Below are 24,632 nucleotides of genomic sequence, written 5' to 3' on the forward strand. Positions count from 1 at the left end.
AAGGGATCACCGCTGTTAAAATTTGCGGTGGAAAGTGAGCTTTAGTGCTTGCTGTCCACCTCAGGGCGTGTTGTTAGGCTTGCGATTCGTACGTCTGTTCATGGTGTCCGAGCACATCAGCTTTCGTAATGGAAGAAAATACTCGATGAAATTCTGACAAGATCCAGCGTGCTGAAACATCATTTTCTTCTGGGTCATTGACTAGCACGTCTCGATCTTTAACGCACCATCCAGAAGGGCTTCTATTCGATGTTACTGGAACGTTCTTTCCCCGCTTCTCCATCTTTGCAGCGGGCATTCGAACAGATGCCAGAGTTTTTTTTAAGTCAGTTAGGTCTTGAACAAGCCTGCAGCTGAAGCATTGTTTAGCCTGATGCATGGTGCGCACGACTTCGTATGCTCCTAACAGCCACAACCACATGAGCGACTCTGCACGTTCAACGTGACTAACATTAATGCGTTTACTAGAAAAACCGTGATCGAGGTTTTCAAGAATTTCGTCAGCAAACGTGTAGAGTACATTTACACGGCCAGACAAATAATGGGAAAACGCAATCAATGGATCACGCTCTACGATTTCTTCCCATGTTGGATTGATAAGACAATCCTCAAATCTTTGTAAATACTTTATAGTAAGCCTAACGCCTTGCTCACCGGAAAATTGGGAGCGCAGCGAGTAATTTTTCCGAGTGCAGCAACTTGTTATGCATCTCTTTCCCAAGACCTGTAGTGATCTTCACGGATGTTCTTTAAATGAGATGCTAATCCATCAAGATCAGGAAACATAGATGAATCATTGACTCCATATGCATTCAATATTTGTCTGAACTTGGTACGCAGATGTTGAGGAATTATATATTTTTCTAATCGACTACCATAAGAGAATGGCTTACTCGGATCTTGCTGTACTGATAGAACCCCTGATTGTGCTTTAATTCTAGGCGTTGCATGCGGAGGCCAGAAGAGTCCATGACCTCTACTACTTTCACTATTGACATAATCAATAGGGCTTTTAGAAATAGTAATATCTAGTGGAGGAGTTTTATAGATTAAAAAATAAAATGCACTGCTACCATCATACCCATTTGATTTTTCTTGCTCATTAATTTCGATATCATCTTTTACCGCAAAATAAAGTGCAACCAATGGATTAGTTGTCCAATCTAGTAAACGTGTTGGCAAACCATGATGTTGAGCAAGAGCAAGCCACTCCCAGTCATTGTTTGGAATCTTATTCATATAGGCTTGAGCCTGACTTTTAAACTCACGAAGCATTCTTTGCTCATCATAGTACCCCGTCTCATCGGTACTTCTACCTAGTGAAGGGATTAATTCATAATAGCTTTTCGAGACACCACGAAAATAATACCTAGTCTGTGATGGCCAATCAGAAAATAGCTTATGAAAGTGTTCAAATGATTCGATAACTGTTTCCATAAATCCTCAAACTACCTCTATAAATGCATAACGCCCGCATAAGGGGCTGATGATAGTTTGCTAAAATGTGAAGCGGAGCGGAACCGAGCAAACTGTTAGCAGTCCCGTGCTTGATGCGCTTGTTATATGCCGTAGTTTGCGTCTACTAATTCACCAACAACTATATTGTTTGCTGCTTCATTATTATTAAGCCAAGTTTTTATATTATCACTATCTTCTTTAGTAGCAGAAACATAACGATGCTCAGAGCAAATAAAAGCATTAAATTCTTTAACGTCTCCGCCGCCACTCATGATTAGTTCATGGTCTTCAACAAAAGAGACTAATTGATCTAGAAATAAATCAAACTCATCTGAGCTTTTGGCGCCAATTGAGCATGAAATTTCAAAACCAAAAACGGCAAACTCGTCTAAATATAACTTTTTACGTAATCTACGACTTTTGATACTGCACATGATGTTCCTTAGGCATATAACGCCGCAATAAAAGGCGAGCGGTAGCGAGTCCAGCCCACGCATTTTGTGGGCGATTTTTAATTGCTTTGTTATAAACGATTTGCATTGTGCTTGATTGTTTCTTTAGTCACAGCAGCTTGATTATCCTGCCAATTTTTCGTTTGCTCTTTCTGATTATCATTAATCTTTTTTTGAAAATCGGTATTGTGTGAGCTAATAGCAATATCGTATTCAGTTTTCTTTTCTATGAGCTTTATGTATGCCTTCACCAGCTCTGGGTTCTCTGGTTTTTCATTGATCATGTATTCAAGAAATGCTCGACAGTTGTTAAAGTCCCAAGTATTCATAATACCTCCTTGATAGTTTATAACAGCTTATTGAACACCACTATGGGGGTTTATAACACCCCAAAACGGCGTATATTACATGGCTCAATAGTTCCACTAAATAACTACAATGTAAACAAGTAATTACGTATGTTATAAAGTTACCGTAGTTAAAATACCCCAAAACGACTTTTAATAATGTTATTGGACAAAATACAAATAACTGTCTATATATACAGTGTCGAGTTTAAATAATTGAATATCATTTATGAAATCTCTCTTTCTAACCATGATTAAAGATCATATGTATAGCAAGCGTTATGCAAAGAGCACTATTGAAGCTTATTTGTTTTGGATAGCTGCCTATATCCGCTTTAATAATATGCAACACCCAAACTCTATGGGGGATACTCAAGTAGAATTATATTTAAATCATTTAGTAAACTCGCAAAATGTAGCGCAAGGCACACAATCCCAGGCATTGAATGCGCTAAGTTTTCTATATAAGGAAATAATTAAAAGTCCTCTCTCATTATCATTAGATTTTGTAAAAAGTGAACGCCCGAGAAAATTACCTGTTGTGCTTACACAAACAGAAGTTTCAGCGTTATTTAAACACTGTATTACAAAGCATTATTTAGCGTGTGCACTACTTTATGGTAGCGGTATGCGGTTAATGGAGGTACTACGTTTGCGGACACAAGATATTGATTTTGATTATAACTGTGTTCGAATTTGGGATGGTAAAGGGGGCAAAAATCGTGTTGTAACGCTTGCAGGAGAACTGATACCACAAATACGAACACAAATTCAATTAGTCGATAATTATTTACAATTAGACCTAAATAACCCGCTGTTTTGTGGCGTGTATATGCCGCATTTATTACGTAAAAAATATCCAAATCATAACAAACAGCTGGGTTGGCAATATTTATTTCCATCTTATAAACTCAGTATTGATCCTGAGAGTAAACAGCTAAGGCGCCATCATATTGATGAAAAGCAATTACAGCGCGCTGTAAAAAAAGCGGCTTTTAATGCACACATTAATAAACACGTTACGCCACATACTTTGCGCCACTCATTCGCTACGCACTTACTGCAAAGCGGCGCTGATATACGCACAGTACAAACACAACTCGGGCACAGCGATATTCGTACAACACAAATATATACCCATGTTTTACAGCAAGGTGCTAATGGTGTTATTAGCCCTTTTTCAAGATTATAAACGTCTCTATTTAAAACAAAAAAGCACAACCCACAAGAGTTATGCTTTTTTAATTAATCTTTAATCTGAGTATGTTACAAACGAATGCCGCCGTCTATTTCTACTACGCGACCGGTAAAAAAGTCGTTTTCGATAATATATTGTGCGGTATGGGCTATTTCTGCAGTTTCACCTAAACGCCCTACTGGGGTTACGCTAAGCATGCGCTCTTTAGCTTCTGGTTTCATTACGTCGGTCATTGCGGTGCTTATAACACCTGGTGCAATTGCGCCTACGCGAATACCAAAACGGCCAAGCTCTTTAGCCCATGTAGTAGTAAGCGCTACAACGCCTGCTTTAGAGGCTGCGTAGTTTGTTTGCCCTATGTTTCCGGCGCGCGCTACGCTCGACATATTTACAATAACGCCACCTTTGCCCGACTCAATCATATGGCTGGCGGCTTCTCGCCCTGCCAAAAACACGCCAGTAAGGTTTACGTCTATTACTGATTGAAATTGCTCAAGCGACATTTTTTTAACTACTTTGCCATCTTTAGCTTTAATAAACATGCCATCGCGTAAAATACCGGCGTTGTTGATCAATACACCAATATGGCCAAAGTCGCTATTAATGGTGTTAAATACCGCTTCCATTTCGCTCTCGTTGGTAACGTTAGCGGCGTAGCCTTGAATACGCGTAGTTACGCCGTCAAGTTGACTTAATTGCTCAGTTGCTGTGTTAAGTGCATCTTGCGCCATATCGATTAGGGCAATGTTTGCGCCCATTTTTGCAAACTTTTGCGCCATAGCAAAACCTAAGCCTTGTGCGCCACCGGTTATTACTACCGTGTTATTTTTAATTTCCACGCGTTACCCCTACTTCGAAAATAATTTAAATATGGCACTAAAATCTTCAGTACCCGCACCTTGGTGCTGCAGTGTAGCGTATAAGTCGTTGGCCATTGAACCCATTGGCGTGGCTGATTTACTTTGTTTTGCCGCTTCCATTGCCAAGCCTAGGTCTTTTGCCATTAGATCGACCATAAAGCCTGGTTTGTATTCGTTACTTGCAGGAGCCGACTCCATTACACCCGGACACGGGTTATATAACTCTAACGTCCAGTTACGCCCTGAGCTTGCGGTCATTATGTCGCTAAGCACTTTAGGGTCTAGGCCATTATTTATACCCATTTGTAGTGCTTCGCTGGTGCCTGCCATTAAAATGCTCAACAGCATGTTATTACATATTTTTGCAACTTGCCCTGCGCCAATGTCGCCTGCATGAAAAATATTTTTGCCCATATCAACCAGCACAGTATTGGCTTTGTCGAACGCGGCTTTATCGCCGCCTACAATAAAGGTAAGTGTGCCGGCGGTTGCGCCTGCAACGCCACCCGATACCGGTGCATCTACAAAGCTAATACCTTGCTGTGCTAACTCTTTACCAACCACGCGCGCCGATTCGGCATCTATGGTTGAGCAATCAATAACTAAGGTGGTTTTGCTTAAGCTGTTAATTAGCCCGTTTTCGCCCAAATAAAGCGCTTTAACATGCTTGCCAGCAGGCAACATGCTAATAAGTATGTCTACGTTGTTGGCACATTGCGTTGCATCTGCGGCTGCGTTTGCACCTTTGCTTTTTAGCTCGTTAACTGTATTTTGGTTTAAGTCGAACACACTTACTGTGTGCCCTGCTTTAATAAGGTTTGCCGCCATGGGCCCACCCATATTGCCTAAACCAATAAATCCTATATTGAGTTTACTCATAGCTTTAGCCTTGTTGTAATTGTTTAAGTGGGTGGTTATTGCCATAGCGATCTTCAAAAAAGCTATCTACCACAGAGCTTGGCACGTCGCTGAGTGTTTTGTATTGCCAGTTTGGCGCACCGTCTTTGTCGATTAACAATGCACGTACACCTTCTTGAAACTCACCCACTTCGCCAGCACGTACCGACATACCCAGCTCCATTCTAAAACACTCTGCAAGGCTTTTGCCTTTACTGGTTTTTAACTGGCGGCTTACTAACGCACAACTTAGCGGACAACCATGCTTAAGCGATTTTTGCGCCTTTAGTAGCCATTTGTCGTCTGTGTTTAAGTTTAAAATATAGTCAACCTGTTGTTGTAGCGTAGTAAACTCAGCGAGTTCTTGAATAGTTGCCAAATTTGCTTTGATATTACCTTTAGGCAAACGCCCTGATTGCTGATCTAAATCAGTTAACAGCGTAGTAAGTTTTTCGTGATTTAAACTGGCCGTTTTACCCCATTTAATGCTGAGTAAACCCGCTAAAAGTGCATCGTATTTGTCTGCTTTTACATAGTGATCGGCAAGGGCAACAAAACGGGCATCGTCGCAATTTATAGACGCTGACGTAAGCCCTAAAAATAATCCAACACTGTGAGGCATTTTATGTAAAAAATAACTACCGCCAACATCTGGGTATAAGCCAATAGTTTGCTCAGGCATTGCTATACGCGATGTTTCGGTTACTACGCGGTGGCTTGCACCGGCCATTAAGCCTAAACCGCCGCCCATTACAATGCCGTTACCCCACACTAATAATGGCTTTTCGTAACAGTGAATTAAATAATCAAGCCGATACTCTTGCGTAAAAAAATCTTCTACTAAGTCGCTTGCGCTGCCTTGAGTCATAGCGTGGTGCAAACTTACAACATCGCCGCCAGCACAAAAGGCTTTGTCGCCTGCGCCTTTTAATACCACCATAGCAATACTGCTATCTTGCGCCCATGCTTTTAGTTGCGGCTCTAATAGTTTGATCATTTCAAAATTAAGCGCGTTTAATGATTTTGGTGCATTTAGCGTAGCAAACGCTATTAAAGCACCATTTGACGCGGTTGCCGTTTCGAATACGACTGCGTCATCTGCATGATTTAATAATGTTAAGCCGCTCATTAGCCGTTCACCCAATTTGCACGACGCTTTTCTAAAAAGGCACTTACGCCTTCTTGCTGATCTTCGGTGTCAAATAAGGCCACAAATAACTCACGTTCTAGCGGTAAAATGCTCGCCATAGGCTGATGACGCCCTTTTTGAATTAATGTTTTACATGCTGCAACCGATGACGGACTTTGATCGGCCACTTGGTTAGCTAGTTTAAGCGCCGCAGCAAAACTTTCGCCTTGTGGAACAACTTCTTCAACTAAGCCAATTTGCAGTGCTTTGTCGGCTTTTAAGCGCTCGCCACATAAAATCATGCGTTTTGCCCAGCCTTCGCCAACCAGCCATGCTAAGTTTTGTGTACCACCAGCGCACGGTAGTAAACCTACTTTAGCTTCAGGAAGCGCCATTTGTGCTTGCTCTTCAGCAATACGAATATCACACGCGAGTGCTACTTCTAAACCACCGCCCATGGCATAGCCATTAATAGCCGCAACCGACACGCCTCTAAAGTTACTAAGTGCTTCAAATGCTTCACCAAATACGCGCGACATTTCGGCGGCTACGCCTTTATCGCCACCGGCAAACAAGTTTAAGTCGGCGCCAGCACTAAAAAACTTTTCGCCTTCGCCGGTAAGCACTAGTGCATAAATATTTTTATTTTTATTTAACTTATTAACGGTGTTTTTTAAGGCTATTAATGTGTCTTTGGTCCAGGTATTTGCTGGTGGGTTTGACATAGTTAATATGGCTACATGACCTTCGGTCGTTAATTCAATGCTAGGATTAGACTTAGTATTTGACTCTGACATAAATAACTCCTTATAAAACTTCGCTGGCTGACTCTGCTAAAATACGACGCGCTATAATAACGCGCATTATTTCATTAGTGCCTTCTAAAATTTGGTGTACACGTACATCTCGTACATGGCGCTCTAATGGGTATTCTTTAATATAACCATAGCCACCATGAATTTGCAGGGCGTCGTTACATACGGTAAAGCCTACATCGGTTGCAAAACGTTTTGCCATGGCGCAATACGTAGTTTTTTCGCTGTCGTTATTATCAAGCTTAAACGCAGCCAGCCTTACCATTTGGCGCGCGGCTACAAGCTCGGTGTTCATATCGGCAATTTTAAACTGCAGCGCTTGAAACGCGGCCAGTGGTTTACCAAACTGAGTACGTTCTTTTAAATATTCGCGGGCCGTATTAAGCGCCGCTTGCGCCGTGCCAATTGAACAGGTTGCAATATTAATGCGCCCACCATCAAGGCCTTGCATAGCAAATTTAAAGCCTTCGCCTTCTGCACCTAATAAGTTATGCGCCGGAATACGCACATCTTCAAAACTAATTAAGCGTGTAGGTTGTGCGTTCCAGCCCATTTTTTCTTCGGCTTTACCGTATTCAACACCTTTAGCGTCGGCAGGTACTATAAAGGCCGAAATACCTTTAGGGCCATCGCATCCGGTGCGCGCCATCACAACTAATACTTCGGTTTCGCCCGCGCCCGAAATAAACATTTTTGAGCCGTTAATAACGTATTCGTCGCCATCGCGTACTGCTTTAGTTTTTAGCGATGCGGCGTCTGAACCTGAGCCTGGCTCTGTTAAACAATACGATGCCAGTAAATCGCCAGTAACCAGTTGTTCGCAGTATTTGTCTTTAGCGGCGTCAGTACCAAAGCTTGCTACCATCCAAGTGGCCATATTATGTATGGTTAACATGGCTGTTGTTGCGGTACAGCCCATAGCAAGTTGTTCAAATATAATGCTTGAATCTAAACGCGATAAGCCAAGGCCACCGGCTTCTTCTGGCGTGTAAAGGCCGCAAAAACCTAGTTCGCCTGCAGCTTTAATCGTGTCTTTAGGAAAAATATGTTCGCGATCCCACTTAGCGGCGTAAGGTGCGAGTTCTGAGTCAGCAAACTGTCGTGCTGTTTGAGCAAATGCTTGCTGATCATCTGATAAATTAAAGTCCATATAGACCTCTTCAATTAGTTATGTGTTGTCTAGGTGATTAGTGAAGAGCAACGAAGGTAATAGGAGTTACCTTCGTGCCCTTCTTTATTATTAATTATGCTTTTTATAAACTATTTATTATGAGTAATTACTTTAAGTTAATGCTCATATTTGGACCCGACGCGATGTCGTCTTCAAACCAACGTGAAGTAATGGTTTTAGTTTCGGTATAAAAACGGATACCTTGCTTACCGTAAGTGTGAGTATCGCCATAAAACGAGCCTTTCCAACCAGTAAACGAAAAGAACGGCAGTGGCACCGGGATAGGAATATTAATACCTACTTGGCCTACTTCAATTTCGTGTTGGAACTTACGCGCAACCGCGCCGCTTGAGGTAAATAACGACGTGCCATTACCGTATGGGCTGTCGTTTATTAGGGCAATGGCTTCCTCTAATGTATTTACAAACATACACGCCAGTACGGGACCAAAAATTTCTTCTTTGTATAGGTCCATGTCTTTAGTTACATCGGTAAACAACGTTGGGCCTACCCAGTTACCTTGCTCGTAGCCTTCAACCGTAAAGTTTGAACCGTCAATTAAACACTTAGCGCCTTGCTCTTTACCACCGGCAATAAGCGATAAAATACGTGCTTTTGCAGCCGGTGATGTTTGCGGGCCATACGCTGCGCCTGCATCATCCCATACGCCTGGGCGTACACCTTCAAAGCCCGCTTTAATTTCATCAACCCAGTCTTTTGCTTGGCCAACAAATACTGCAACCGAAATACCCATACAACGCTGACCAGCGGCACCAACCGACGCGCCAACTAAGTTATTTACCACATGCGATTTGCTGGCATCAGGCATAATAACCATGTGGTTTTTAGCACCCACACACGCTTGTACGCGTTTAAGATTTGCTGTGCCTTTTGAATATATATAAGCGCCAACGCCACACGAGCCAACAAACGAAATAGCGCGTACTGCTTTGTCCTCTAGTATGCGATCTACTTGTGGTTTTGTACCATGTACTACTTGTAATACGCCTTTTGGCGCGCCTGCTTCCATAAATAACTCAGCTAAGCGCATTGGCGTAAGTGGATCTTGTTCAGACGGTTTTAAAATAAAGGTGTTACCACACACAATTGCCAGCGGAAACATCCATAATGGGATCATTGCCGGAAAGTTAAACGGCGTAATACCCGCACACACACCTAATGGTTGCATGTAAGAATAAGTATCGATTTTACGCGCTACGTTTTCCATGGTTTCGCCCATCATCATCGATGGTGCGTTAGCCGCTTGTTCAACTACTTCAATACCACGCCATACGTCGCCTTTGGCATCTTCAAAGGTTTTACCCAGCTCATGACAAATAATAGTAGCAAGCTCGTCGTGGTGCTCCTTTAATAGCGCAGCGTATTTCATCATAATGCGCGCACGTTCAGTAATTGGCACATCTTTCCACGTTTTAAACGTTTCTGAAGCTGAGGCAATAGCTGCGTCCATTTCTGCGTCTGTGGTGCAAGGTACTTGGGCTAGCACTTCTTGGTTGGCTGGATTTATTACGTCAATAAGTTCTTTTGAGCTTGATTGAATAAATTCGCCGTTAATCAGTAGTGGTACTTGGTGCATAATTAAATCCTGTTTTATAAGAGTGTTAGTGCAGCTTTATTATTATAATTAGCGCTGCATTGATTATTATTTTGTGATGAAAATTAAACTGTTTCTATTGCCATGGCGACGGCTTCACCGCCACCAATACATAAAGACGCTACGCCTTTTTTAAGGCCGCGGTTTTTAAGTGCATGAATAAGCGTTACTAAAATACGTGCGCCGCTTGCACCAATTGGATGGCCCAATGCACATGCACCGCCATTTACGTTAACTTTGTTTTCATCTAGTTTAAGCTCGTTAATAGCAAGCATAGTAACCATGGCAAACGCTTCGTTAATTTCCCACAGGTCAACATCGGCTGTAGTCCAACCGGCTTTTTCTAGTACCTTGTTCATTGCGCCTACTGGCGCTACTGTAAATTCGCTTGGTTTTTGAGAATGCGTGCTGTGCGCTACAATTTTACAAAGCGGGGTTAAGCCCTGCTCTTTGGCTTTTGACTCGCTCATTAAAATAAGTGCTGCACCACCGTCTGAAATTGACGATGAGTTAGCGGCTGTAATTGTGCCGTCTTTTTTAAATGCAGCACGTAGGCTCGGAATTTTTTCTGGGCGGGCATTACCTGGTTGCTCGTCAATGGCAACAGTAACGTCGCCTTTGCGTGTTTGCATAGTGTGCGGCGCAACTTCGTTATTAAAGCTACCGTTTTCAATCGCGGCTTTTGCTTTGGTTAGCGAGCTTAGTGCAAAGTTATCCATTTGTTCACGGCCAATACCGTATTCATCGGCGGTGTCTTGTGCAAAACAACCCATTGCTTTGTTGTCGTAAGCATCTTCAAGACCATCGCTCATCATGTGATCTTTAATTTCGCCATGCCCCATGCGCATACCGCCGCGTGCTTTGGGAATAAAGTACGGTGCATTACTCATACTTTCCATGCCACCAGCCACTGCTGAATTGATAGAGCCCGCTTTAATTAGGTCATGTGCCAACATTGCCGCTTTTAAGCCCGAGCCACACACTTTATTTATAGTGGTAGCGCCCGTGCTAAGTGCCAGGCCTGCTTTTAACATTGCTTGACGAGCAGGTGCTTGGCCTACACCAGCAGGTAATACACAGCCCATAATTACTTCATCAATAGCATCTGTGCTTAGGCCTGTTTCTGCCAATGCACTAGCAATAGCGGTTGCCCCCAGCTCAGTTGATTGCGCATCATTAAGTGCGCCCATAAATCCACCCATTGGTGTGCGTTTTGCTGCTACAATAACAACGGCTTCAGTAGTCATAAAAGGCTCCATTTAGTAATTGGCACTGTGCAATTTAACGCGCTGAGCCAAATAATTTATTTATAATCTGTTTACGAGCATACATAATATTTACGTTTACGCCAACGTAAATCTAAAATCAACTTTTAGTTGACTGTAAAAACTGTAAACTTATTTGTATTATGTATCATTACACTTCAGTAAAAACGCCTACGCAGGCTTTAAAGCCTAACTTTAATGAAAGTTTACTCGCTATTTTCATTAGTCTAAAGTATTACATAAACATCTTACTTTACCTTTACGTAAACTTCACTTATATTGGGGTTATTCGAATGAGGTAAACACTACTATGAAACCAGATAATCAAACAAGCTTTGCAACGTCGGCCACTGTGCCTGCCAATAATGAACAAACTTTTAGTATTAGCGAACTCGCAAAGGAGTTTGACATTACCACCCGCTCTATCCGCTTTTATGAAGACCAAGGGCTTGTTACGCCAAGTAGAAATGGCCAAACCCGTATTTACTCTAAACGCGATAAAGTACGCTTAAAATTAATTTTACGTGGTAAACGCTTAGGTTTTACGCTGGCAGAAACAGGACGTTTGTTTGAACTTTACGACGCCGACAAATCAAGTGCTAAGCAACTGGTAACTATGCTTGACCTTATTAGCGAGAAAAAAGCCGACCTTTCACAACAGATGGACGACATTAAAGTTGTTCTTATGGAATTGGTAACAGCCGAGCGCCGTTGCCGCGACACACTAAATAAAATAGATGAGTAATACGCGGTATTAACTTAATCAATCACACAGGAATGAATCATGAGCACTATTTCACTATATAAAGAAATGAACTTTGGCCTTGGCGAAACCGCCGATATGATCCGCGGACATGTAAATAGCTTTGCCAGCCAAGAAATTGCCCCACTAGCCGAAAAAACTGACCTTGATAACGCTTTTCCAAACCAGCTTTGGCCACAAATGGGCGAAATGGGTTTACTGGGAATGACAGTAGCTGAAGAATTTGGTGGTGCTGGTTTAGGTTATTTAGAGCATGTTATTGCCATGGAAGAAATTAGCCGTGCAAGTGCTTCTATTGGCCTAAGCTATGGTGCGCATTCAAACCTGTGTGTAAACCAAATTAACCGTAACGGCACGCAAGCCCAAAAAGAAAAATACTTGCCTAAGCTTATTAGCGGTGAGCACATTGGTGCCCTTGCTATGAGCGAGCCAAATGCGGGTTCTGACGTAGTTTCAATGAAACTTAAAGCCGAGAAAAAAGGCGATAAGTACATTTTAAACGGCAACAAAATGTGGATCACCAATGGTCCAGATGCGCATACTTTAGTTATTTACGCTAAAACAGATTTAACTGCCGGCGCAAAAGGTATTACTGCATTTATTGTAGAGAGCGACTTTCCTGGTTTTTCAACCGCGCAAAAGCTCGACAAACTCGGTATGCGTGGCTCAAATACCTGTGAACTGGTATTTGAAAACTGTGAAGTACCCGAAGAAAATATTTTAGGTAACTTAAACGAAGGCGTTAAGGTATTAATGAGCGGCCTAGACTACGAGCGCGTAGTACTTGCAGCAGGCCCGCTGGGTATTATGCAAGCGTGTATGGATATTGTTGTACCTTATATTCATGAGCGTAAACAGTTTGATACGCCTATTGGTCAGTTTCAGTTAATTCAAGGCAAAGTAGCCGACATGTATACGCAAATGAACGCCGCACGCTCGTATGTATATACAGTGGCTCGCTCGTGTGATCGCGGTGAAACCACTCGTAAAGATGCTGCCGGTGCTATTTTATATGCAGCAGAGCTGGCAACTAAAATGGCGCTTGATGCAATTCAAATTTTAGGTGGCAATGGTTACATAAACGAATACGCAACGGGCCGCCTACTACGTGATGCTAAATTATATGAAATTGGTGCAGGTACCTCAGAAATACGCCGTATGCTAATTGGCCGCGAACTTTTCACTGAAAGCCGTTAAGGATTAAATAATGACGATTTTAACATCGAGCGTTAATCCTCACGATCCAACGTTTGTACAAAACCATAAAAATATGTCGGCGTTAGTAGATGATTTACGCAGTAAAGTGGCAACCATTAGCCAAGGTGGCGGCGCTGCATTAAAAGAGCGCCACGAAGGCCGCGGTAAATTATTTGTACGTGACCGTATTAGCACTTTAATTGACGAAGGTTCGCCATTTTTAGAAATTTCGCAATTTGCCGCCTTTGGTGTTTACGAGCAAGAAATTCCCTGTGCCGGTGTGGTAGCCGGTATTGGCCGTGTTAAAGGTGTTGAGTGCATGATTATTGCAAACGATGCCACGGTTAAAGGCGGTACTTACTTTCCGCTAACGGTTAAAAAGCATTTACGCGCGCAAGATATTGCTGAGCGTTGCCATTTACCCTGTATTTATTTAGTTGACTCGGGCGGTGCAAACTTGCCAGAGCAAGATGATGTATTTCCAGATAAACTGCATTTTGGCCGTATATTTTACAACCAAGCCCGTATGTCGGGTAAAGGTATTCCGCAAATTGCTGTGGTTATGGGTTTATGTACCGCAGGCGGTGCCTATGTACCGGCCATGGCCGATGAAAGCATAATTGTAAAAGATCAAGGCACTATATTTTTAGCGGGCCCGCCTCTTGTTAAAGCAGCAACCGGTGAAGTAGTAACCGCCGAAGAACTTGGTGGTGCCGACGTGCATTGTAAAACGTCGGGGGTTGCCGATCATTATGCGCAAAATGACGAGCATGCGCTGTCGATTGCGCGCCAATGTATAGCGCGTATTAATTACACCCGCCCTACAGCGCCATTACTAGAGGAAGTTAAAGCACCTCGTTTTGATATTAACGAGCTTTACGGCATTGTTGGCACCGATCTTAAAAAGCCATTTGATGTACGCGAAGTAATAGCGCGCACAGTTGATGATTCATCGTTTGACGAATTTAAACGCTACTTTGGCGAAACCCTAGTAACGGGGTTTGCGAGTATTTATGGCCACCCAGTTGGTATAGTAGCTAACAACGGTATTTTATTTAGTGAGTCGGCGCAAAAAGGCGCACACTTTATTCAGCTATGTACACAGCGCAACATTCCTTTAGTGTTTTTACAAAACGTAACTGGCTTTATGGTAGGCAAAAAATACGAAGCCGAAGGTATAGCCAAACACGGCGCTAAAATGGTTATGGCAGTTTCGTGTGCCGATGTGCCTAAATTTACCGTATTGATTGGTGGCTCATATGGCGCAGGTAACTACGGCATGTGTGGTCGTGCATTTGAACCTACCATGATGTGGATGTGGCCCAATGCGCGTATTTCTGTAATGGGCGGCGAGCAAGCAGCTGGTGTAATGGCGCAAGTTAAGCAAGACGGTTTAGCCCGTAAAGGCCAGAGCATGAGCGAGCAAGAAGTAAGTGACTTTAAACAGCCAATTATTGATCAGTACGAAGAGCAAGGACATCCGTATTATGCCAGCGCCCGCTTATGGGATGACGGTATTATTGATCCTGCCGACACACGTAGCGTTTTAGGACTTGCCTTAAGTGCCGCTAGTAATGCACCAGTGCAAGAGTCGAAATTTGGCGTATTTAGAATGTAATCGGAGCGCAAAATGTCAGTTACTCTACAAATAACAAAATCAAATGTGGCGGTACTCGTTTTAAGCCGCCCAGAAAAACGTAATGCATTTAACAGCGAAGTCATTCAAGAGCTTATAAAATGTATTGAACATGCTAATACGCTCGATATTCGCGCCTTGGTGTTAAAAACTGAAGGCAAACATTTTTCAGCCGGAGCCGATTTAGCCTGGATGAAATCGATGGCAGATAACAATGTTAACGATAATTTAGCCGACTCAATGCAGTTAGCTAAATTAATGCAAGTGTTAGCAACAAGCCCGCACCCTACTATTTGTGCGGTGCAAGGTGCTGCGTTTGGTGGCGCTTTGGGTTTAATTGCCTGTTGCGACATTGCAATATGCCAAGACAATGCGCAATTTTGCCTAAGCGAAGTAAAGCTGGGGCTTATTCCTGCGGTTATTAGCCCTTATGTTATTAAAGCCATTGGTGAGCGTGCAGCGCGTAGATACTTTTTAACAGCTGAGGTATTTGATGCGCATACCGCCAAGCAACTTGGGTTAATTCATCAAGTAACCGGTAATTTAGAATGTGCGCTCGACGCTATGCTGCAAACATTGATTGATAATGGCCCTATTGCTGTAAAAGCGGCAAAAGCGCTTATTAACGATGTAGCAAATAAAGAAATAACCGATGAGCTAATTGAGCTTACCGCTCATCGTATTGCCAAAATTCGTGTATCGGATGAAGGCCAAGAAGGCTTAAGCGCTTTTTTTGACAAACGTCCACCACAATGGCAACTGTAGGATTAATTATGAACGTAAATAAATTACAAAAAATACTCATTGCTAACCGTGGTGAAATAGCGTGCAGAATAATGCGCAGTGCTAAACTAATGGGCTTAACCACAGTTGCTGTGTATTCAGACGCTGATAAACACGCGCAGCACGTAAAAATGGCTGACGAAGCCTACCACATTGGTCCAGCGCCAAGTAAAGACTCATATTTAGTTGCCGATAAAATACTGCAAGTAGCAAAAGACAGCGGCGCAGATTGTATTCACCCTGGTTATGGGTTTTTGTCTGAAAACAGCACGTTTGCCAACGCATGTGAAGCAAATAATATTGTATTTGTTGGGCCACCAGCAAGCAGCATTGAAGCTATGGGCTCTAAAACGCGTGCTAAAGAAATTATGGCGGCAGCTAATGTGCCATTAGTACCAGGTTATTACGGCGATAAGCAAGATCCTGCTTTTTTACAAGCCGAAGCCGAAAAAATTGGCTATCCGGTACTGATCAAAGCGGCTTTTGGTGGCGGCGGTAAAGGCATGCGCGTGGTAAATCATACTAATGAATTTATTAGCGCACTTGAAGGCGCACAGCGTGAGGCCGTTGCTGGCTTTGGTAACGATTTAGTATTACTAGAGCGCTACGTAAACCAACCACGCCACGTAGAAGTACAAGTGTTTGCCGATAACCACGGTAACTGTGTTTACTTGGGCGATCGTGACTGCTCGTTGCAACGTCGTCATCAAAAAGTAATTGAAGAAGCCCCTGCCCCGGGTTTATCAGACGCACTGCGCAAAGAAATGGGTGAAGCCGCGGTACGTTGTGCTCTTGCCATAAACTATCGCGGTGCAGGTACGGTTGAATTTTTACTGTGTGGCGATGAGTTCTTCTTTATGGAAATGAACACGCGCTTGCAAGTAGAGCACCCGGTTACCGAAATGGTTACTGGTGTTGACTTAGTTACGTGGCAAATTAATATTGCAGGCGGGCAAACACTGCCACTCAAACAAGCTGATATTAAATTGCAAGGCCACAGCTTTGAAGCGCGTATTTACGCTGAAGACCCTGCTAATGAGTTTATTCCGTGCTCAGGCACAATTGAAGCACTTTATACTCCGCTAAACAGTGAGTTTGTGCGCATTGATACTGGTATTGCAGCCGGTGACGAAATTAGCCCATACTACGACCCCATGATAGCCAAGTTAATTGTGCATGATGACAATCGCGAGCAAGCGCTGAGCCGTTTACAACACGCGCTTGAGCAATTTCACTTAGCGGGCTTTAGTACTAACATTGGCTTTTTACATAACTTAGCTGTGCACCCTAGCTTTAAACAAGGCGCGCCTAGCACTCACTTTATTGCCGAGCAAGGCGATTCGTTAGTGGCGGTTGATCACTCTCTGCGCCAAGCCAGCCAGCTTATTGCAGCTTTTACTTATTTAGAGCAGCTGGTTAGCACTCAAGGCAAAGCGCCAAATACAAGCCCTTGGCAACAACTCAGTGGCTTTGCCTTAAATGCACTGCAAAGCGTTAAAATTGCGTTTGTTGATTTAACCCTTAATGCGGTTAAAACGAAAAATGGCTACAGTATTACCCATAATGAGCACGTATTTAATGTTCAAGGCAGTTTAAATAATGGCCTTTGTAGTGTATTTATAAACGGCGAAAAACACACAGCCCACGTAAGTCGCGTTAATAACGTGATCACCGTAATGCACAAAGCACTGCAAACTCGCCTAGAGCTAGTAAACAAGCACTATATTAGCGATCACCAAAGTGATGCCCTGCCTTTAGCTGCGCCACTTAATGGTACGGTAGTGAAACACTTAGTTGAGCTTGGCAGTAGTATTACCAAAGGTGATCCTGTGGTTATTATTGAAGCGATGAAAATGGAATATACGCTCAATGCACCGCACGATGGCATTTTACAAAGCTATTGTTTTGCCGAAGGTGAACTGGTAAGCCATGGCGCGTTACTGGCTATTGTTGAAGATACGACAGTTGCAAGTGAGATTGCTGAGGGAGGCGCATAATGAGCGTTTTTCCGCAAAAAGTGCGTATTGTTGAAGTAGGCGCGCGCGATGGCCTACAAAACGAAAAAGCAGTTACCACCGCCGACAAAGTAGCGCTTATTAACGCGCTTGCTGCTGCGGGTTTAAAAGACATTGAAGCCGGTGCTTTTGTATCCCCTAAATGGGTGCCGCAAATGGCAGACTCAGCGGATGTGATATCAGCTCTTGATTTGCCCGATGTAAACTTAAGTGCGTTAACCCCTAACTTAAAAGGCGCACAAGCTGCGCATGCCGCTGGAATTAAAGAATTTGCCATATTTACAGCGGCTAGCGAATCGTTTTGTCAAAAAAACATTAATTGCAGTATTGAGCAAAGTATTGAGCGTTTTAGCGACGTTATGGAATTTGCCAAAGCGCATAACATTAAAGTACGCGGCTATGTAAGTTGTGTTTTAGGCTGCCCGTATGAAGGCGAAATCGACCCTCAAGCTGTACTTTATGTTAGCCAAAAGCTACTCGCACTGGGCTGTTATGAAATAAGCCTTGGCGATACCATAGGTGTAGGCACAGCTAAAAAGGTAACTGAGTTACTCACTTTGCTATTACAGCACATTGATAAGTCGCAGCTTGCAGTGCATTTTCATGACACTTACGGCCAAGCGCTCACAAATATTTACGCTGCACTAAACTTAGGTATAGCAACGGTTGACGCGGCGGTAGCAGGCCTTGGTGGTTGCCCTTATGCTAAAGGGGCGTCAGGAAATGTTGCCACCGAAGATGTAGTTTACTTACTGCAAGGGCTTGGCATTGAGCACGCAATTGATTTACAAAGGCTTAGTGATGCTGGATGGCAAATAACAAAAGCGCTTGGCAAACAACCCGTAAGTAAAGTGTCGATTGCATTGCATGCTAAATAACATCTCAAATAATTTTTTATACAAAGTACTTATAAACTAACTATCATGTAGTTAGTTAAATAATTTAAGCACACAATGAGGAGTGACTCATGGCCGGATTTGATAAGGTAGTTTCTAGTTACGAAGCTGCAATGGCAGGATTAAAAGATGGCGATACCGTAATTGCCGGTGGTTTTGGTTTATGTGGTATTCCTGAGGGCTTAATTAAACAAATTAAGCAAATGAAAACCAAAGAGCTCACTGTGGTGTCTAATAACTGCGGTGTTGATGACTTTGGTTTGGGCATTTTATTACAAGACAAACAAATTAAAAAAGTAATTGCCTCATACGTTGGCGAAAACGCGCTATTTGAGCAACAGTTACTCAGTGGCGAAATTGACGTAGAGCTTACACCACAAGGCACTTTGGCAGAAAAAATGCGTGCTGGTGGTGCAGGTATTCCGGCATTTTACACTGCAACAGGTTACGGTACGCCCGTTGCCGAAGGTAAAGATGTAAAAGAATTTAACGGTCGCCCTTATATTTTAGAAGAGTCGATAACCGGTGAGTTTGCTATTGTTAAAGCATGGAAAGCCGACCGCTTTGGTAATTTAGTGTTTCGCCACACTGCTATGAACTTCAATCCACTTGCCGCAACCGCTGGTAAAATTACAGTAGCCGAAGTAGAAGAAATTGTAGAGCCGGGTGAACTTGAGCCAAGCCAAATTCATACCCCAGGTATTTATGTAAACCGCGTTATTAAAGGCAACTTTGAAAAACGCATTGAACGTGTTACTACACGAGATTAAGCAGGAGCATTAATATTATGGCATTATCACGTGAACAAGTTGCAATGCGCGTTGCACAAGAGCTAAAAGATGGCTATTACGTTAATTTAGGCATAGGAATTCCGACACTCGTCGCAAACTATGTTCCAGACGATATTGAAGTTATGTTACAGTCCGAAAATGGCTTGTTAGGCATGGGACCATACCCAACTAAAGCAGAGCTAGACGCCGATATGATTAACGCGGGTAAAGAAACCGTGACAGCTGCAAAAGGTGCAGCCATATTTAATAGTGCAGATAGTTTTGCCATGATACGCGGTGGTCATGTAGACTTAACAGTTCTGGGCGCTTTTGAGGTAGATCAAAACGGTAGCATAGCGTCGTGGATGATCCCTAAAAAGTTAATTAAAGGCATGGGCGGCGCAATGGACTTGGTTGCAGGCGCGCAAAATATTATTGTTACCATGACCCACGCCAGTAAGCATGGCGACTCAAAGCTATTAGAGGCCTGCACATTACCGCTTACCGGCGTTAATTGCGTTAAAAAAATAGTTACAGATTTAGCCGTACTAGAAGTTAAAGACGGCGCATTTCATCTGTTAGAGCGCGCTCCGGGCGTATCTGTAGATGAAATTATTAGTAAAACAGCAGGTAAATTACTTGTTGACGGTGAAGTACCAGAAATGGTGTTTTAAGCCCTAGGTTTAAACTTTACCTTGTACCGACCTCATTCCCAGTGCCAATGGCGCTGAGTTACCCAAAATCCCTCTAACGAGGGATTTTTTTTGCCTATTTTTCTAAGTTTTATTATTATTTTAAGAAGCTGAAATTTTACGCTAACTTGTAACTGCTCTGCACCACCTTGTTACCTTGTTGCACCATTATTGTGAACTTAATGCAGTAAAAGTTTCAACCTTCTGATATTATTGATTTTAATAATTGGTTCAGTTATTGCCTTATATAGGCGACTCAAACAACTTTATATTGGAAAACATGCAAACTCCTATACGTGGTCTTCGCTCATTTTGCTTCGCGGCACGAAGTTTAAGCTTTAAGCATGCAGCAAATGAGCTGTATTTAACGCCTTCGGCTGTAAGCCATCAAATTAAACAACTAGAAGAACAACTTGGCATTGAGCTTTTTGTGCGTAAAACCCGCTCGATTAGTTTAACTACAGCTGGAAAGGACTTTTTTGAAGCTATATCGCCAATAGTTAGTACGCTTGAGAGCACAATTAATGAATTTAGCCAAATGCAGCAAAATACAAATTTAACGATTACCTTGCCTGAGTTTTTTGCAAGCGAGTTGCTAATGCCTAGATTGCGCGAATGGACGTCGGCGCACCCTAATATTAATTTACAAATGGATACGCTTAAAACCCGTAAAGAGCTAACCCGACATAGCGACTTATCAATAGTGCTGTCCTCGAATAAGCCAACCGAAGGTGTTGTAACAGAGCTGTTTAACTTAGAGTATATACCTGCTTGCAATAAAAATTTGTTGTCACAATGGAAGGATGATCATTGTAAAGCCCTTAATCAAGTGCCGCTTATATTACACAAAGCACGCCCTTGGGCATGGCATCAGTGGGCCGAGAAAGCAGGAATAGTTGACTTTTCACCAACCCAAATTATACAAATTGACAGCATGTTTGGTGTAGCACGAGCAGCGCAGCAAGGTATGGGTATTGCGCTTATTCCTCTGCCTATAAGCCAAAGCTGGCTAGACGAACTCTGGTTATATAAACTATTCGAGCGCCCGCTGACCACTAAAGACAAGTACTATTTAGTGCAACACGAGCCAAGTAATGTAAATCATCCGCTTGATTTATTTGCTAAGTGGGTTATAGCTACTTTTAAAAATACACAAACCAAACCTATAGATTAATTTATTTCACTCATTGGGTGTATTTTTATCGTTTGTGATTAATGCTCAATAAATCTAAAGTTCACCTATCGAAAGTATCGCAGCTTAATTTAAGGTTTAATAATTAAGCTGGTAAAAGAATCTTATATTGTGTGTGTAAGATGTTGTCAGTGTAAAAAACGGTTCAAGTTAGGTGGTGACTTGGCTTGAACTGTTTTTATTTTTAGGCAATCCACATAATATTTACTAAAAATAAATTAGGCTTTAATACTGCTTTTTAGCTAAAGCCTTAATTAAAAAGCCCAGTAAAAGTTAAGTTTACTGGGCTTTTGTATATCTCACGTATTTTTAATCCCTTGGTATAAATTCAAGAACCGTAGCATTTATACAATAACGGTCTGTACCGCGTGGGCCTTCCCCGGGGAATAAATGCCCTAAGTGTATGCCAGTACTTTTAGAGCGCAGCTCAATACGAGTCATTCCCCAGCTACTGTCGTCATGTTCAGTAACGCTACTTTTTATTGGATGCGTAAACGATAACCACCCAGTTCCAGAGTTAAACCTATCGCGGGTATCAAATAGCGGCTCGCCACTGAGCTTATCGACAAAGGTGCCATCGGGTGTATTTTTAAAAATTTTGTATTCTTTGCAATAAGCGCGATCGGTTTTTGAATTAAATGCAACTTTATAGGCTTCACTATCGCCTAGTTTAAATGCGCCAAGGGCTTTGTAAAACGCCTCTGGGCTTGCATAGCCTTGACGTCCGTATACTTCAGTGCCATTTTCTAAAAATAAAATAGTGGGGGTTGCCCAGGTTGCCGACTTAATGGTTAAACCTTGGAGTTGATCGGCGTGGCGAAAGCTCATAGCAATACTGCCTTTGTAGTCGTTAGCTACAGCGCTTTTAAATTTTTCACAGTATGGACAGTATTCGCGTGAGTCTAATACCACGATTTGTTTACCCATTAATAAAGCGGAGTTATCTACTTGTTCGGGCGGTTTTTTGTTAAACACCACGCCAGTTGAGTGATCAGGGCAATAGCCATTTGGATTTTTTTCTAAATAATTTTGATGATATTCTTCAGCTGCATAAAAAGTGTCAAGTGGCTTAATAATAGTTGCTATAGTGCCGTACTCTGCTTGCGTAAGCAGTTGTTGATATTGCGATTTAACTTGCTTTGCTACTTTCGCTTGCTCAGTGGTGGTAGTTAAAATAATTGAGCGATACTGAGTGCCTACATCGTTACCTTGGCGATTTTTTTGTGTTGGGTCGTGGCTTTCAAAGTAGTTTTCGAGTAGCTCCTTTGCGCTAATAATATTGCTGTTATAGGTAACTTGCACAACTTCGGCGTAATTGTCCTCGTCAAAGCGACGTGATTGACTGGTTATATTGCTGTAAGTGGCTTTAAAGCCGTTTCCATCGGCATAACCTGACTCAGCATCAATAACACCATTAAGTGCTTCGTAGCGTTTTTCAGCGCCCCAAAAGCAACCTGAGCCAAGTACTAGTGTTTCTACGTGCATAGTCGCTTGAACATTACTTTGCACTACTTTTTCCATTGATAAAGCAACACTGCTTGCGCTAAATAAAATAGCAACGCTAGATAAATAAATTAAACCCTGATACGACATAAACTACCTCTTAAATAAATGCTAAGGCCGGTTACTGTTGCGAATGTATTTTGAACAAAAAATAGTAACAGGCTTTAATAAAGACCTTACCTGTTGAATTATTATTTCAACTTGGTAAGTAATTAAATACGAGTGAGCGGCCTATAAGGTTTATATTTTATCTCTTAATCCATTTTGCTGGTCGCAATGGTGTAAATAAATCAATAGAACTATGTTAGCTTTGAAACATGTTGTATTAACAGGTTTGTTTTATGAGTTCGGCTCCTATAATTTATGCACTTAGTAACAATAGCTTATTGATAGATGCAGCACATTTAGACGCAAACAATGTATTAACTATACAAAAAAAAATTTGGGCTTTAGCTGCGCACTGTAAAAACACCGCAGAGTTTACCGACTTAGTTGCAGGAATGAATTCCCTCACTTTGTATTTGAAGTCATCGGCGGGCTTAACTAAATGGCTAGAGGCATTACCATTATTATGGGATGAGCTTAAAAGCAGTACTTTTACTGGTAAACACCATTTAATAGAGACCCTATACGAGGGTGAAGATCTTGCTTATGTAGCCCGCTTTCATAATTTAAGTATTGATGAGGTAATTAGTATACATAGCAAAGCTCAGTATCACGTTTTGTTTTTAGGCTTTCAGCCCGGATTTGCCTATTTACATGGTTTAGATACACGCCTACATACCCCAAGGCGCGCTGAGCCTCGCATTAAAGTACCTAAAGGTGCGGTGGCTATTGGCGCTGCCCAAACCGGTATTTACCCTAGCGACACTCCCGGTGGCTGGCATATTATTGGCCATACCAATACCACATTATTTAATAGCTCTCATTCGCAACCTTGCTTAATGCAACCAGGCGATACCCTTGAGTTTGTAGCGCTAAAAAACCAAGGAGCAAGCGCATGATAAAAGTACTAAAACCAGGCGTACAACTCACTATTCAAGATTTTGGCCGAATTGGCTATCGTCATTTAGGAGTAAGTAAAGCTGGCAGCTTAGACCCCTGTGCACAATTAATAGCTAATCGACTCCTTGGTAATAACGACAACGATGCGGTGCTTGAAGTAACTGTGGGCTTATGTGAGCTTGAATTTAACTGCGATACTGTCATTGCCATCCAAGGCGCTGATTTACAGGCAAAGCTTGATGAACAGCCGATTTACCCAGGTTGGACATACGCTATTAAAAATAAACAAGTATTAAGCTTTGCCACAGGACGAGCGGGGTTAAGAGCATATATTGCAGTAAAAGACGGCGTGCAGTGCCCACTAATAATGGGCTCTCGAGCAACTGATTTAAATGCATGCTTTGGTGGGCTCGATGGCAAAGCACTCAGCAGTGGTGACTGCATTCCAATTAAGCCTTTTAATGGCCCTTTTATAAAAATGGGGGCTATTGCTCCACCGCAACGTAAAATTATCCGCTTGCACCCTAGCCCACACGCAAAGTTATTAGGTAAAACACTTTTGCATAGCTTTACTTCGGGTAAATTTAAAGCCAGCCCTAACAGTAATAGAATGGGCGTAAGGTTAGTAAATAATACAGATAATCTGATGCACACACATTCATTACCTTCTGTGGCTGTGAACCCAGGGAGCATACAATTGCCCCCCAACGGAGAGCCCATAGTATTACTTAATGATGGCCAAACTACCGGCGGCTATCCGCTACTAGGTACAGTGATCAGTGCTGACTTACATCAATTTGCACAGTTTAGAGCAGCCGATAATATAGAATTTGAATATGTAACCCTAGAGCAAGCACACAGAGCCCAACATAAACAAAATGCTCATTTACATCAGCTCAGTTTGGCACTCAATAATAGCAATAATAAAAAATAGGACGGTTATGCTCGATTTAAATATAAATAGAAGCATAGT

The 24,632-nt window shown here is 42.4% G+C and carries 24 protein-coding genes; 12 read left to right on the top strand and 12 right to left on the bottom strand.

From position 1 onward, the window contains the following. Positions 1-73 precede the first annotated feature (73 nt). From AAEZ22_RS05365 to AAEZ22_RS05380, 4 genes are all read right to left on the bottom strand, one after another. A complete protein-coding gene (locus AAEZ22_RS05365) occupies positions 74-559 on the bottom strand; it encodes a hypothetical protein (RefSeq protein WP_352296475.1) in 486 nt (161 codons plus the stop codon). A 143-nt stretch (positions 560-702) separates the two neighbouring features. After that, complete coding sequence (locus AAEZ22_RS05370; protein ID WP_352296478.1) at positions 703-1,437, bottom strand: FRG domain-containing protein; 735 nt, start codon at positions 1,435-1,437, stop codon at positions 703-705. Positions 1,438-1,559: 122 nt separating this feature from the next. Continuing rightward, on the bottom strand, positions 1,560-1,892 hold the full coding sequence (locus tag AAEZ22_RS05375; RefSeq protein WP_352296481.1) for a YggL 50S ribosome-binding family protein: 333 nt from the start codon (positions 1,890-1,892) through the stop codon (positions 1,560-1,562). Positions 1,893-1,981: 89 nt separating this feature from the next. After that, complete coding sequence (locus AAEZ22_RS05380) at positions 1,982-2,239, bottom strand: hypothetical protein (protein WP_352296484.1); 258 nt, start codon at positions 2,237-2,239, stop codon at positions 1,982-1,984. A 247-nt stretch (positions 2,240-2,486) separates the two neighbouring features. On the opposite strand from AAEZ22_RS05380, the gene AAEZ22_RS05385 reads away from it, so the two are divergent. Continuing rightward, positions 2,487-3,449, top strand: a complete 963-nt coding sequence (locus AAEZ22_RS05385; RefSeq protein ID WP_193038534.1) for an integron integrase — start codon at positions 2,487-2,489, stop codon at positions 3,447-3,449. A 74-nt stretch (positions 3,450-3,523) separates the two neighbouring features. Here the strand turns inward: AAEZ22_RS05385 and AAEZ22_RS05390 are convergent, their stop codons facing one another. The 7 genes from AAEZ22_RS05390 to AAEZ22_RS05420 form a co-directional block, all read right to left on the bottom strand. Next, positions 3,524-4,294, bottom strand: coding sequence for an SDR family oxidoreductase (locus tag AAEZ22_RS05390; RefSeq protein ID WP_086996146.1), 771 nt, complete (start codon positions 4,292-4,294; stop codon positions 3,524-3,526). Positions 4,295-4,303: 9 nt separating this feature from the next. Beyond that, positions 4,304-5,194: a 3-hydroxyisobutyrate dehydrogenase gene (gene mmsB, locus AAEZ22_RS05395; RefSeq protein WP_086996141.1), complete on the bottom strand. Its 891-nt coding sequence runs from the start codon at positions 5,192-5,194 to the stop codon at positions 4,304-4,306. Positions 5,195-5,198: 4 nt separating this feature from the next. After that, complete coding sequence (locus AAEZ22_RS05400) at positions 5,199-6,341, bottom strand: enoyl-CoA hydratase/isomerase family protein (RefSeq protein WP_352296488.1); 1,143 nt, start codon at positions 6,339-6,341, stop codon at positions 5,199-5,201. Next, positions 6,341-7,138: an enoyl-CoA hydratase gene (locus AAEZ22_RS05405; RefSeq protein WP_352296491.1), complete on the bottom strand. Its 798-nt coding sequence runs from the start codon at positions 7,136-7,138 to the stop codon at positions 6,341-6,343. Before AAEZ22_RS05405 ends, AAEZ22_RS05400 begins: the two co-directional genes overlap by 1 nt. Positions 7,139-7,148: 10 nt before the next feature. Further along, complete coding sequence (locus AAEZ22_RS05410; RefSeq protein ID WP_011328136.1) at positions 7,149-8,306, bottom strand: acyl-CoA dehydrogenase family protein; 1,158 nt, start codon at positions 8,304-8,306, stop codon at positions 7,149-7,151. Between the two features lie 127 nt (positions 8,307-8,433). Continuing rightward, positions 8,434-9,924, bottom strand: coding sequence for a CoA-acylating methylmalonate-semialdehyde dehydrogenase (locus AAEZ22_RS05415; protein WP_352296494.1), 1,491 nt, complete (start codon positions 9,922-9,924; stop codon positions 8,434-8,436). 83 nt (positions 9,925-10,007) lie between these two features. Further along, positions 10,008-11,189 carry a thiolase family protein gene (locus tag AAEZ22_RS05420; protein ID WP_352296497.1) on the bottom strand — a complete coding sequence of 394 codons (1,182 nt, stop codon included), beginning with the start codon at positions 11,187-11,189 and terminating at the stop codon, positions 10,008-10,010. Positions 11,190-11,517: 328 nt separating this feature from the next. Between AAEZ22_RS05420 and AAEZ22_RS05425 the strand changes: the two genes are divergently transcribed. The 9 genes from AAEZ22_RS05425 to AAEZ22_RS05465 all read left to right on the top strand — a co-directional run bounded on the left by AAEZ22_RS05425 (position 11,518) and on the right by AAEZ22_RS05465 (position 21,133). Further along, positions 11,518-11,952, top strand: coding sequence for a MerR family transcriptional regulator (locus AAEZ22_RS05425; protein ID WP_011328133.1), 435 nt, complete (start codon positions 11,518-11,520; stop codon positions 11,950-11,952). 39 nt (positions 11,953-11,991) lie between these two features. Then, positions 11,992-13,167: an isovaleryl-CoA dehydrogenase gene (locus AAEZ22_RS05430; RefSeq protein ID WP_011328132.1), complete on the top strand. Its 1,176-nt coding sequence runs from the start codon at positions 11,992-11,994 to the stop codon at positions 13,165-13,167. Positions 13,168-13,177: 10 nt separating this feature from the next. Beyond that, the gene (locus tag AAEZ22_RS05435; protein WP_352296500.1) at positions 13,178-14,785 is read left to right on the top strand and encodes a carboxyl transferase domain-containing protein; all 1,608 of its coding nucleotides are present in this window, start codon (positions 13,178-13,180) and stop codon (positions 14,783-14,785) included. 12 nt (positions 14,786-14,797) lie between these two features. Continuing rightward, the gene (locus AAEZ22_RS05440) at positions 14,798-15,568 is read left to right on the top strand and encodes an enoyl-CoA hydratase/isomerase family protein (protein ID WP_352296503.1); all 771 of its coding nucleotides are present in this window, start codon (positions 14,798-14,800) and stop codon (positions 15,566-15,568) included. A gap of 8 nt (positions 15,569-15,576) precedes the next feature. Then, on the top strand, positions 15,577-17,583 hold the full coding sequence (locus AAEZ22_RS05445) for an acetyl/propionyl/methylcrotonyl-CoA carboxylase subunit alpha (protein WP_352296506.1): 2,007 nt from the start codon (positions 15,577-15,579) through the stop codon (positions 17,581-17,583). Next, a complete protein-coding gene (locus tag AAEZ22_RS05450) occupies positions 17,583-18,479 on the top strand; it encodes a hydroxymethylglutaryl-CoA lyase (RefSeq protein WP_179806576.1) in 897 nt (298 codons plus the stop codon). Before AAEZ22_RS05445 ends, AAEZ22_RS05450 begins: the two co-directional genes overlap by 1 nt. Positions 18,480-18,568: 89 nt before the next feature. Next, positions 18,569-19,267: a CoA transferase subunit A gene (locus AAEZ22_RS05455; RefSeq protein WP_058373349.1), complete on the top strand. Its 699-nt coding sequence runs from the start codon at positions 18,569-18,571 to the stop codon at positions 19,265-19,267. Between the two features lie 17 nt (positions 19,268-19,284). Further along, entirely contained in the window at positions 19,285-19,941 is a 657-nt protein-coding gene (locus AAEZ22_RS05460; RefSeq protein WP_011328126.1) for a 3-oxoacid CoA-transferase subunit B, read from the top strand. A 298-nt stretch (positions 19,942-20,239) separates the two neighbouring features. Further along, positions 20,240-21,133 carry a LysR family transcriptional regulator gene (locus AAEZ22_RS05465; RefSeq protein WP_192532035.1) on the top strand — a complete coding sequence of 298 codons (894 nt, stop codon included), beginning with the start codon at positions 20,240-20,242 and terminating at the stop codon, positions 21,131-21,133. A 327-nt stretch (positions 21,134-21,460) separates the two neighbouring features. Here AAEZ22_RS05465 and msrA read toward each other — a convergent pair whose 3' ends face one another. Continuing rightward, positions 21,461-22,744 carry a peptide-methionine (S)-S-oxide reductase MsrA gene (gene msrA / locus AAEZ22_RS05470; protein ID WP_086996109.1) on the bottom strand — a complete coding sequence of 428 codons (1,284 nt, stop codon included), beginning with the start codon at positions 22,742-22,744 and terminating at the stop codon, positions 21,461-21,463. Between the two features lie 251 nt (positions 22,745-22,995). Here msrA and pxpB point away from each other — a divergent pair, with 251 nt between their 5' ends. Both pxpB and AAEZ22_RS05480 read left to right on the top strand, forming a co-directional pair. Then, entirely contained in the window at positions 22,996-23,658 is a 663-nt protein-coding gene (pxpB, locus tag AAEZ22_RS05475) for a 5-oxoprolinase subunit PxpB (RefSeq protein ID WP_192532036.1), read from the top strand. Beyond that, entirely contained in the window at positions 23,655-24,593 is a 939-nt protein-coding gene (locus AAEZ22_RS05480) for a 5-oxoprolinase subunit C family protein (protein ID WP_011328122.1), read from the top strand. The genes pxpB and AAEZ22_RS05480 overlap by 4 nt, the downstream gene beginning before the upstream one ends. The last annotated feature ends 39 nt before the right edge of the window (positions 24,594-24,632 follow it).

It is taken from the genome of Pseudoalteromonas sp. 20-MNA-CIBAN-0454, from assembly GCF_040308685.1.
In the GTDB taxonomy this organism is placed as follows: domain Bacteria; phylum Pseudomonadota; class Gammaproteobacteria; order Enterobacterales; family Alteromonadaceae; genus Pseudoalteromonas; species Pseudoalteromonas nigrifaciens.